Consider the following 11,464-nt stretch of genomic DNA (forward strand, 5'->3'; position numbering starts at 1 on the left):
ATGATGTTTTCTTATTGATAAAGTGAATTTATAGTGGTAATCTGACGTAAATCAGTTACTAGTAATAGAAATAAAACGCCTTTTCAATTAGGTATAATTTGACGTTTAACAATGGAATTAGAAATATACTTGATGGTACTATGCCGCATGCTTTGAATATGTATGCAAAATAGGGACAATTTATAAGTCTTAATATTTAAGACTTATAAATTGCCCCTTAAAATTACTTTAACATCATTGACTTTAATAATCCGATTTCTTCACGTAAATTATCATCTTTTAGCATTTTCATTGCTGAGTTATATAATACACGAACATCATATTGTCCTTTATAAATAGGTGTAACTTTCTTATTTAGATTTAGAAATTTATAAACAGCCGTTTGTGCGCTTCTTACAGAATAATCCATAGTAAATACTATATCATCTTCCATTTCACAAAACTGGCCAAGTAATGCTAAGTTAGTTGAACCTTCAGGAATAACTTGTGGTCTATCGCCCTTTGCTCTAGTTAAAAATTGTGCTGTTGTAAATGGTAATATACAAGGTATACAAATAGATGTTTTAAGGATTTTCTTCATATCATCAACGAAGTTTAGGTGATATAATAGCTCAGTTAATATTTCCTCACCTGTACAATCTACCATTCTCTTCTTTATAAAATCACCTTTTTCATATGGGTACAAACCATATCCCCATAAAGTCTGTACATTTTCAGGTTGATTAAGAAAATGTGGTTGCTTATATAAAACTATTGACATAAACCATCCAGATTCTTTAAATGTCATCATAGCTCCAGTTCCTGGTTGATTCCCTGAATATTCTATTATTTTATTTACCATAGTTGGATCCTTAAGTGTAAGTACGAAAGATTCCCACATTGATTCTTCAACACGTTCATCAAAAACTTTTGGTTTACCAAGCTGTGGGCGACCTTGTGCGATTTTCTCCCAAAGATCCCATGCTCCACCTACATTTTTGTCATTAATCTTTGGGACTGTAGTCATTGAACCTTGGCTACTGCCAGCTGTTAATGAACCGATAGTAACAAAAGCAAGGTCTTCTTCCCCAATTTCTATTCTAGTTTCTTTTCCATTTTTAACACATTTAAATGCTGTAACTGTGGTCTGCGTATCTGATGGCTTAAATTCTAAATCAGTTACTCTGCAGTTAAGTTCAAAATTAACACCTTGTGATTCTAACCATTTAGTCATAGGTAACAACATCGAATCATACTGATTATATGGTGTACGACGTACTCCAGACATATCATTTAGATGTGGTAGTTCATGGATAAATCTATGAAGATATCTCTTGAACTCTATAGCACTATGCCAAGGCTCAAATGCAAAAGTTGTAGTCCAAATAAACCAAAAATTTGTTTTAAAAAATGATTCTGGGAAACAATCTGTAATAGTTTTTGTACCTAAATCATCTTCAGGTTTAATCATCATATCTGCTAAAGCCATTCTATCTTCGCGATTAAATCCTAAACATGATGACTCCAATATATTAGCTTCATTGTCTATTAATCTAGCTTTTGAATAGGTACGATTTATTTTGTTAAAAGCATTAAATTCATCAAGTATTGAAACTTTAGGATCAGTTAATGAGGGAATGCTTTCCATTACTCCAAAAGTACAAGCATATGCTTCCTCATCAAACATTCTTCCACCACGGTTTGCATAACCCTTCTGCGCATCTCCATACCCATCCATGCTGCCACCTGTTATATTTAATTCTTCATATATATGAATATTTTTTCCTGGAACATGTCCATCTCTAATTAAAAATACTGCAGCAGACAGTGATGCAAGTCCAGCACCAACCATATAGGCATTCGTTCTTTCAACATCTACTTTTTCTACACAATCAAATTTCATCTTTAATCAGCCTCTCTTTATATTAATATTTTGAGCAACTACTCTATACGTACTTGCTATGTTTATAATATAATTCTTATTTATAAAATGTTAAATATCCAATTTTGATACTTTGTCCCAAAAACTCACATTATCATAAAGATGTGCAATTTTGGGGTAAGTGAATTCCAACACTTTTTCATATCCTTTATGTGTTTTATTTTAATTCTATGGGCGTGAAAAAGGCAGTACCCGAAGTTACTGCCAACTCACCCACCATACCGCCATTTATCTAAGTATAGTAAAAAAAGATAGCAAAACCCATATTTCAAGGCTTTTGCTATCTTTTTTTATTTATTCTACTTTAAGTTCTATGTCAGTTACTATAGGCAACTCTTTATTTATCGTAGCATAAACTTTAAGGATATAATCTTTGTCTATATAGTAATCTTTAGTGTCTTCGGAAGGAGCATCAAATCTTAAATCTCTTAAAACTCTTGAAACAATACTAACAAGTCCTCTAGCACCCATCTTTTCTTCAATAGCAATATCTGCAATTGCTTCAAGGCAATCATTACTAAACTCAAGATTTTTACCCAAATAAGCAAATATCTTTTTGTACTGCTCAAATACACTCGTATCAAGCTTAAGCACCTCAATAAGATTATCTCTTGATAATGGATCTAAGTTTGATAATACTTGAAATCTACCAAGTAACTCTGGAATTAATCCAAACTCCTGCAAATCTTTTTTAATTATGTTTGATCTAAGATACTTTGTATATTCATAATCTTTTTCATAATTCTTTACAGTTGATTCTACTATATCAGATACATCAAACCCTAATGATCTAACAATTCCTGGCTTAGTAAACTGTTTTAATTTATTATTCGGACTAAATTTAAGACGATTTTCAACAATAGTTTCAATACCATCAAAAGAACCACCTGCAACAAATAAAATGTTAGTTGTATCTACCTCAATCATTTTACTTGTGGGATTTTTACGACCCCCACCTTCTGGTACTCTAACAATACTACCTTCAACCATCTTAAGTAAACCTTGCTGAACTCCTTCACCAGATACATCTCTTGTGATAGTCATTGTTTCACCCTTTTTCGCTATCTTATCTATTTCATCAATAAATATGATTCCTTTTTGTGCAAGTTCAATATTACCGTCTGCCCTCACTAAAAGTGAATAAATCATACTCTCAATATCATCACCAACATATCCAGCCTCTGTCAAACTTGTAGCATCCCCAATAACAAATGGTAGCTGAGCAATATCTGATAATATTTTGGCTAGTAAAGTTTTTCCAGTACCTGTTGGTCCAGTTAATAATATATTATGCTTTTCTAGTTCTATACCAGTTGCGATCCTTATAATATGGTTATGTAATTCTATGGATAACTCTATTTTAGCCCCTTCTTGGCCTATTATAGATTGATCTAATAATTCCTTTATCATTTTTGGTGTTATTGTTACCTTTGTTTCTTCTGGTGTTATATTTTCGTAAATTTCCTCTTCTTGCTTTGGTTTTATTTCTATATTACGTTTATTAAACATTTAATGCACCATCCTCTTAAATTTATACTGCCTTTTAAACTTGCTATTTTTTCTAAAGTTACTTTTCATTCATTACTTTAATTTTATTTTTATAGCTTACAATAACTTTAACATAAGCTAACAAGAAAAACTTAAATATATAGCTAATTTAATAAAATTATATGCTATCTTTGATAATAAAGATATAAATTACCTATTGACATGTGTAGGTTACAGTTGTAAACTTTAACCAAGGTTACAAGCGTAACTCGAGAGGGGCATATATATGAGCACATTAGTTTCGAAAATTACAGATTCCGAAGTTGAAGTTATTCGTGTATTATGGGAAGCCGGCCGAGAACTTCCTATTGCAGATATTAGAAAAACACTTGAGCAGACTAGTAAATGGGAATCCTCCACAATAAAAACATTACTTCGCAGGCTTTGTGAAAAAGGTGTAGTAATAGCTACTAAAAAAGAGGTGTTTTATTATAAGCCTTTGGTTACTGAAAAAGAATATAATGAATATACTACTCAAAGCTTAATTAACCGGTTATACTCTGGCAGTGCAAAAAAACTTGTAGCATCTCTTTTGGGAAGCAAAAAACTTGGTGATACCGACATTCAGGAGCTGCGTGATCTATTTAAGGTAGGTGATATTGATGAGTCAAATAGTTAAGCTATTACTATCGCTTTCATTGTCAGGTAGTATTCTTGCAGTGTTAATATTTGCTGTGAAACCATTTATAAAACACAAACTTTCAAAATCTTTACAATACTATATTTGGATTGTAGTACTCCTAAGATTGACACTCCCATTTTCTTTTGAAACAAGCATAATTAATAGAATCTTTTATGGTAATCAAATACCAGTGGTAGCAACTTCTCAGGAAGGAGTTCAACCAATAGTTGGGACATCTAAAAATATACCCAATTCAAATCCACTACTAAGTGTTCAAGAAAATGTAGCCAACGGTGTTTATAATGGTGATAATGATCATGGTAGATATTTTCAGGATTTATTTAACCAATATGCTATATATATTTGGCTTTTAGGTGTAATCATTGCACTTACTGTTAACTTAATGGGGTATGTTCGTTTTTTAAAATATTTAAAGGCATCAAATATATTAGCTACTAATAGAGAAAATGAAATGTTAGCTATCTTATTAAATAAACGACGTAATGTAAGGCTGGCTCGTAATCGATTTATAAACACCCCCATGCTAATTGGAATTGTAAGACCTTATATTATTATTCCAGATATTAAATTTAATGATAAGCAACTTAAAAATATACTACTTCATGAAATTATACATCTTAAACGCTTTGATATTGCAGTAAAATGGCTGACTATGATAGTCTCATCACTCCATTGGTTTAACCCACTTATGTATTTTATTAGGAAGGATATTAATAATTCTTGTGAACTAGCTTGCGATGAAGCAGTTATTAAAAATCTAAGTCCGGCAGAAAAACAAGATTATGGGGATACGTTAATATCAGTTGTAGCGCTTAATAAATATCCTAGTGGTATATTACAAGTAACTATGTGTGAGGAGAAAAAAGGCCTAAAAGAAAGATTGTTAGCAATTATGCACCATACTAAAAAATCAAAGAAAATAATAGCTTTCTCTGTGATTTTGCTTGGACTCCTTATATTTAGTGCATTATATTTAGGTGCAGGAGTTGGAACTAAAAAAAATACGCCACCTAATGTAACATACGATTTAAGTGAAATTTCAAAATATAAAACACCATATGTAGGAGATAATAGTAAGGTTTCTGTTATAGTAAATGCTCTCCCTATGCCAGATAACTACTTCAAGCAGCAGTATATCTCAATAGAAGCAGAAGATAAACCATATAAGCTTAATGTGTTTTATGAAGCAAAAAAAGGTGAATCACATATTAGTGAGTGGCCAATTGTAGGTCATAATAATGCAACTTATTCTAATATGAACAAAAATGCATTAGTTTTATTTTGTATGATTGATAATCTTGACGAAGTAACCTTTGCATTTCGTGATTCTGCTTCAGATGGAAAACTAGATGATTCAAAATATGATACCTCATTTACAATTACACGGACTTCTATTGAAAAACAATATGGTGACATTTCTAAGCTAGCAAGTAAGTTAGATTTACTTCAAGATGCATTATCGAAGCTTTAAAGATGAGGGTTAATCAGTGAAGGCTTCAATACTTGAGTCTGTCCTAACCCCTGGAGACTAAATCTGTAAATAAGAAGTAGTGCTAGCACAAAATACATTTATCCATTGATGTTTAAATAGGTTTGTTACTGTTAACATCTTCTCAAATCCTGAGGAATATCTCAAACTAAGAGGAATTTCCAATTCAAATAAGTAGGTTAAACATAAAGTCTAACCTACTTTAGAAAAAATAAACTTATACTATTGTCTCAATATTAACAAGTCTTGGTTCAGAACAAGCAGGTGTTACAGTAACATATATTTTTACTAGCCCAGTTTTAGGCTGTAATGTTACAGTTGTAGACTTAGCTATAAATATATAGTTAGCTCCATTTACAACTTGAACGGCAACTGCTATAGGTTCAAAAGTAGACCCTACAAAGCCTTTTAGAGCAGCATCAAGCACCTTTTTATCTTCCTTACTAACAGTATCTTGAACTACCCATCCACCACGAATTCCCATAGTATTTCCTCCTTAATTATTACTTTAGTGAAAATTATACATATATAAATGCATTAAATTACACTGCAAATACAATACATTATATGACTATAAATTTAATTAGTGTCAATTGGATCTTTTGTCATAAGGTGTATCAACAACGATATTATTGAATATTATAATATTGAATTAATTTTTGGGGAGGATATGTTTGGTTATAACACCTGATGTTTCAAATCTATCTTTTAAAATAAAAAACGGAATTAAGTATTTTGAATTGATAGCTGAAAAGGTAAAACAAGAAATATTGCCGGGATTATATATAAATGGATTAGGCTACAATGGTAGTATACCTGGACCTACAATACAAGTATATCCGGGAGATTATGTGAACATAAGGGTATATAATGAACTAGATGAACCAACAAGTGTACATTGGCATGGACTAGACATACCAAATTCAATGGATGGAGTTCCAGAAGTAGAGCCATCACCACAAATATTACCTGGTAGTTATTTTGATTATCATTTTAAAATTATAAATCCACCAGGAACTCATATGTACCATACTCATATGAACTCAAGTAAACAGGAAATGATGGGATTAGGTGGGGGATTCATTATTTTAGATCCATATGAAACTAATAGGGTGATCCAGAAAGATTATTTTATTATGCTTCATGAATTTCACTTAAAGGATCTCAAAATGCAAGAGGTTAAAAAAGGTACCTACGATATCGACCCCCTGTCTAATGATTTCAATTTTTTTACTATGAATGGTAAATGTTATCCATATACTACACCTTTATCAGTAATAAAAGGAGATATTATAAGAATAAGATTAGGAAATATAGCTATGGATTCTCATCCAATTCATATTCATGGGCATCAATTTTTCGTATCTGCATCAGATGGTAATACTATACCTTCTTATGTTAGATTGAAGAAAAATACAATACTAGTTGCTTCAGGTGAAACTTGGGATATCGAGTTTAAGGCAAATAATCCAGGTGCATGGCCATTTCATTGTCATATGCCACATCATATGTCCAATAATATGACTAGTAAAATAGGTGGTATGTTTACAACTATTGTGTATAATAAATATAAATAAGCAGTTAGGAACTTTAATATGTTCCCCACTGCTTATTATTACTAATTGAGTTATTTTCACTTTGAGTCTATAGGCTAGTTGTTGTTTGCAGCCTTATTATATTGCATGCGGATAAAATCTAAAAAGGATTTGTAATAATATAGATTGTGTATTTGATATAATTACTAGAGTATAAAAATGAAATGCGATAACTTAAATACTAAGCTATCACATTTCATTTTTCATGGTTTTTATAATTACCCTTTAAGTACACCAACCTTAGGAATCTTAGCTAGTATGCTTGCCACTCCATGGCAACTTTCAAACTGGGAGCTTAAATCTTTACCAGCAGTTAATCCAAAGTGCGCTGCTCCGCTCCATTTTGAATTATTGCTTACATCATATACAATTCATTAACTGCTACATAAGCAGGTTTTCCCATAGCACCATCATACTGAGCAAGTTCACTTAAGGTAAATTCCTTGGTTTGCCTATCATCTCTTTGTCCATTTCGATAGTAGTCACCGCGGTGTTCCTCAGCAGCTTGTGCATCTGATTTAGTTACATGAACTGTACCACGTGGATGCTGAGGTGGCGCATAAATAGAGTACAATTTAAGTGGTTCATAACCTGTATTAATTAGATTGTGCCATTTACCCGCAGGTATAACGAAGGCAAAGTCATCATAGACTCTTTCTTGAAAATCCAACATATCTTTTCTATCACCCATTTTAACTATTCCTTGCCCTTGTTCAATACGTATGAATTGATCAAGACCTGGATGAACTTCTAAACCTAAGTCTTCCCCAACATTGATGCTCATCAATGTAAGTTGCAAATGGCTTCCTGTCCATAAAACAGTACGATAAGTATTGTTTTGCTTAGTAGCCACCTCAATATTAACTACAAACGGTTCTGGTCCATAATCCTTTAACTGAATTAAACCATCATCATAGGCATTTGATGATGGCAAAGAGTCAAATCTTGAATTATACTCCATTTCATCAGTTGAGGTATACATTGATGTGTTACTGTAATAAGGACATGGAAAGGTGCTATAAACATTATACATATTTTTATTCCTTTTATAGTATTATAAAATTATCATATGACTTATGTTTAGAAAATGTGCTTCGATTAATAGTAGAAGGATATACCCCTATTATGCTATAGGCCTTGGATATAAGGCTGTAAAATTAACCAATCCACCAGAAAGAAAAGAAAACACCGTGCAATATATAAAATAGAAATAATACACTGATTATAGTGTTTAAAGATCTTTTGCTCTACTACTGTTGTTCAGAAATGGGATTCTTAAGTCCATACATTTTTTTATGGGTTATATAATAAGCGATTCCTAGCGGCACACAAGAACCAACCCATGCTAGAGGACTAGCCATAGCTATACCTGTAAACCCTAAGTATTTTGATAAAATAATAGCAGCAAAGGTTCGCATAATTAGTTCCATAACTCCCGCTAAAGTAGGCGCAAGAGTCTGTCCTAATCCTTGAAGACTAAATCTGTAAATAAAAAGTAGTGCTAACACAAAATACATTGATCCATTGATGTTTAAATAGGTTTGTGCTAGCGATACTACTTTTGGATGTTTATCCCCTACAAAAAGTAATATCATAAAATGACCAGCAAAAATATTAAACAGACCAACAACAATACTAAAACCTACTGATATGATACAACATTGTTTTATACCAATACGGATTCTTTCTATTTTGCCTGCACCATAGTTTTGGGCTACAAATGTGGCCATTGTAATACCAAATGACATCATAGGTTGAATAGCTAATATATCAATTTTTTGTGCTGCAGTATATGCAGCTACGGATATTTCGCCTAAATTATTCAGTGCAAATTGAATAGTAATTGCTCCAATTGCTATAATAGAATTTTGGAATGCCATCGGAAGTCCCATTCTTAAATGATCCCATATTATTTTTTTTGTTAAATTCCAATCACTCCTATGTAGTTTTAAAATAGGCATTTTTTTCATTATAAAGATAAAGCATAATATAGCTGCAATTGCTTGAGATATTGTGGTTGCCCACGCTGCACCTGCAACCCCCATGTTAAATCTTAAAATGAATACGAAATCTAAAATTATGTTTATAATACTAGCAATAGCTAAAAACATTAGTGGTGTTCGACTGTCCCCTAAGGCTCTCATAACATTAGAAAACAAGTTAAATAACATTGACACTACAATGCCACCGAAAATTATAATTATATAATTATAAGCACCTTCTATTATTTCCGGTGGTGTATGCATTATCTCAAGTATTGGTCGTGCAAATATTACACTTAAAATTGTGATAACCATTGTCATTAATAAACTTAGTATAATACTTGCCACATAACTATGACGTACCCCTTGTCGATCTCCAGCTCCAAAACATGTAGCTGTAATTATGGAAAATCCAGCAGTTAATCCTTGTGAAAATCCAAGTATAAGAAACATAATACTCCCAGTACATCCTACTGTTGCTAAAGCATTTACTCCAAGTGTACGTCCTACAATCAGAGTATCTGCTAAACTATAAAATTGTTGAAAAATATTACCTATAATTAATGGCAGTGTGAAAACTAAAATAATTTTAGCTGGACTACCCTTTGTTAAGTCTCGTATCATAAAATATGTCCTCCATTATCCAACTGATATATAAACATATTATATCATGGATATTATTGAAAGAAAACTTTGATAAATATATTGATGATGAATATGTTATAATTTCTAATTTTAAAAATTTATGTTATAATTGTTACATATTTGTAAAATATGGACAAGTAATATTATAAATACTATAAAAAGGAGTATTTGAATGAAAAATAGAAATGAATTATTGAAAACTTATATACCAATTGTAATTTTTGGATTTCTATGTTTAAGTGTAGGTTTGAATAATGTTGATGGCTTACGCTTAACTCTTCTATTTTCAATATTGTATTTATTTATTGAAAACATAATGAACAAAGGTAAACTGGAAGACATCGGTTTTATTTCAAAAAACATTTTATCTGATATAAAAAAACATTGGTGGTTAATTTTGCTTCCTGTTGTTGTGGGTATTGTATCAATTAATTTTTTTAAATTTCTTCTTCCAGAGGCCTATTCGTATGCTTCAGACACAATGCCAATGTTATCATTTGGTAAATTGCTTTTACAGGTACCTCAATTATTGATTTTAGCATTTGCTGAGGAAATAGCATTTAGAGGGTTTTTCCAGACTAAGCTTTACGATATAACAAAACCAATTTGGGCTATAATCATTACTTCATTATTTTTTGCCATAGGAAATTTTTCTGCTATCCCCATTACAAGTCTTATTTATGTCTCGTTTTTTATTTTTATAGATAATATTATTTACGGTGTTATTTATCAAAGAACTAAGAATATTTACTCATGCACTATTTCACATTTTTTAGCAAATGTCATTGAGGCATTTATTTTATACATTTACTTATTTAATTAAATATAAAGAATTACACTGTTAATAAGTTTATCAACAGTGTAATTTTTCATGTGAAAACATATGATAATATATATATTTCTTACCTAAGATTATATAACCAGTTAATATATCTTTCGATTTCTGCTTTGTTAGATTCATGTTTTTTATATCTAGCTATTCTTTCTTTAACATATTCTATAGCCATTTCATCTGTAGTCATTTCACTTATTGGTTTTTCCATTTATAAATCACTCCTATCTATCTAGATTAACGCCTGTAAACAGCCTTTAAATTCATATTTATAAATCACCTATTAGATTTCACCTATAAGATTGTTTAAAGCCCAATTTTGGGGCACATTAAAAAAAGCCGTTCTTTTGAGAAGAATAGCTATTAATTATCGTGTACTTCCTTCGCACGCTATAATATATTATATGCAACACATGTTAAAATATTGCATACTTTAAATATTAAAATATTATTGTAACAGTTTTGAAATACTCCTAGTCCAATCATTACAATAGTTTGAGAAATAGTCATTTGTGAAATATATTCAAAAGTACCATCATCACCAGTTCGTCGGCATTTCCGACACACTGATTTATCACTACAAAAATCACCTACTAACATATTGTTTGTTCACATCCACCAGGGATTTTTCAAATACCTATTGTCCAAATTAATACGCAAAAAAAAGAAGACTTAATATGTGTCCTCTCTATGCTTGTTTGAAATTTGAAACGAATTTAGACGTTCTAAATTTGTATATGCAATATGTTATTTGTCTCAACATCTCTCCTACTGTATACAAAAAAGATTATAATTATATATTTCATTAT

General features: G+C 31.1%; 11 protein-coding genes and 1 pseudogene. 5 read left to right on the plus strand and 7 right to left on the minus strand.

Translation table 11 applies throughout. The features are described from left to right. Window positions 1-223 precede the first annotated feature (223 nt). Both KPL55_RS14090 and clpX read right to left on the minus strand, forming a co-directional pair. Complete coding sequence (locus KPL55_RS14090; protein WP_216307375.1) at window positions 224-1,882, minus strand: oleate hydratase; 1,659 nt, start codon at window positions 1,880-1,882, stop codon at window positions 224-226. Window positions 1,883-2,215: 333 nt separating this feature from the next. Beyond that, a complete protein-coding gene (clpX, locus tag KPL55_RS14095; RefSeq protein WP_216307376.1) occupies window positions 2,216-3,430 on the minus strand; it encodes an ATP-dependent Clp protease ATP-binding subunit ClpX in 1,215 nt (404 codons plus the stop codon). Between the two features lie 265 nt (window positions 3,431-3,695). Between clpX and KPL55_RS14100 the strand changes: the two genes are divergently transcribed. Further along, window positions 3,696-4,088 (plus strand): BlaI/MecI/CopY family transcriptional regulator, encoded by a 393-nt coding sequence (locus KPL55_RS14100; RefSeq protein WP_216307377.1) that lies wholly within the window; start codon window positions 3,696-3,698, stop codon window positions 4,086-4,088. Continuing rightward, window positions 4,072-5,583: a M56 family metallopeptidase gene (locus tag KPL55_RS14105; RefSeq protein ID WP_216307378.1), complete on the plus strand. Its 1,512-nt coding sequence runs from the start codon at window positions 4,072-4,074 to the stop codon at window positions 5,581-5,583. Before KPL55_RS14100 ends, KPL55_RS14105 begins: the two co-directional genes overlap by 17 nt. 235 nt (window positions 5,584-5,818) lie before the next feature. Here KPL55_RS14105 and KPL55_RS14110 read toward each other — a convergent pair whose 3' ends face one another. Continuing rightward, window positions 5,819-6,085, minus strand: a complete 267-nt coding sequence (locus tag KPL55_RS14110; RefSeq protein WP_216307379.1) for a hypothetical protein — start codon at window positions 6,083-6,085, stop codon at window positions 5,819-5,821. A gap of 190 nt (window positions 6,086-6,275) precedes the next feature. On the opposite strand from KPL55_RS14110, the gene KPL55_RS14115 reads away from it, so the two are divergent. Both KPL55_RS14115 and KPL55_RS26585 read left to right on the plus strand, forming a co-directional pair. Next, window positions 6,276-7,178 (plus strand): multicopper oxidase family protein, encoded by a 903-nt coding sequence (locus KPL55_RS14115; RefSeq protein WP_216307380.1) that lies wholly within the window; start codon window positions 6,276-6,278, stop codon window positions 7,176-7,178. 177 nt (window positions 7,179-7,355) lie between these two features. Further along, window positions 7,356-7,574: a hypothetical protein gene (locus KPL55_RS26585; RefSeq protein WP_312887296.1), complete on the plus strand. Its 219-nt coding sequence runs from the start codon at window positions 7,356-7,358 to the stop codon at window positions 7,572-7,574. Window positions 7,575-7,689: 115 nt separating this feature from the next. Here the strand turns inward: KPL55_RS26585 and KPL55_RS14125 are convergent. Both KPL55_RS14125 and KPL55_RS14130 read right to left on the minus strand, forming a co-directional pair. Next, window positions 7,690-8,229: pseudogene (locus tag KPL55_RS14125) on the minus strand (cupin domain-containing protein); the annotation flags it as partial. A 217-nt stretch (window positions 8,230-8,446) separates the two neighbouring features. Beyond that, window positions 8,447-9,802: an MATE family efflux transporter gene (locus KPL55_RS14130; RefSeq protein ID WP_216307382.1), complete on the minus strand. Its 1,356-nt coding sequence runs from the start codon at window positions 9,800-9,802 to the stop codon at window positions 8,447-8,449. A 193-nt stretch (window positions 9,803-9,995) separates the two neighbouring features. On the opposite strand from KPL55_RS14130, the gene KPL55_RS14135 reads away from it, so the two are divergent. Further along, window positions 9,996-10,646 carry a CPBP family intramembrane glutamic endopeptidase gene (locus tag KPL55_RS14135; RefSeq protein WP_216307383.1) on the plus strand — a complete coding sequence of 217 codons (651 nt, stop codon included), beginning with the start codon at window positions 9,996-9,998 and terminating at the stop codon, window positions 10,644-10,646. A gap of 79 nt (window positions 10,647-10,725) precedes the next feature. Here KPL55_RS14135 and KPL55_RS14140 read toward each other — a convergent pair whose 3' ends face one another. After that, on the minus strand, window positions 10,726-10,866 hold the full coding sequence (locus KPL55_RS14140; RefSeq protein ID WP_216307384.1) for a hypothetical protein: 141 nt from the start codon (window positions 10,864-10,866) through the stop codon (window positions 10,726-10,728). 179 nt (window positions 10,867-11,045) lie between these two features. Further along, window positions 11,046-11,255, minus strand: a complete 210-nt coding sequence (locus KPL55_RS14145; RefSeq protein ID WP_216307385.1) for a hypothetical protein — start codon at window positions 11,253-11,255, stop codon at window positions 11,046-11,048. Window positions 11,256-11,464 lie beyond the last annotated feature (209 nt).

It is taken from the genome of Clostridium lacusfryxellense, from assembly GCF_018861735.1.
In the GTDB taxonomy this organism is placed as follows: Bacteria; Bacillota; Clostridia; order Clostridiales; family Clostridiaceae; genus Clostridium_AD; species Clostridium_AD lacusfryxellense.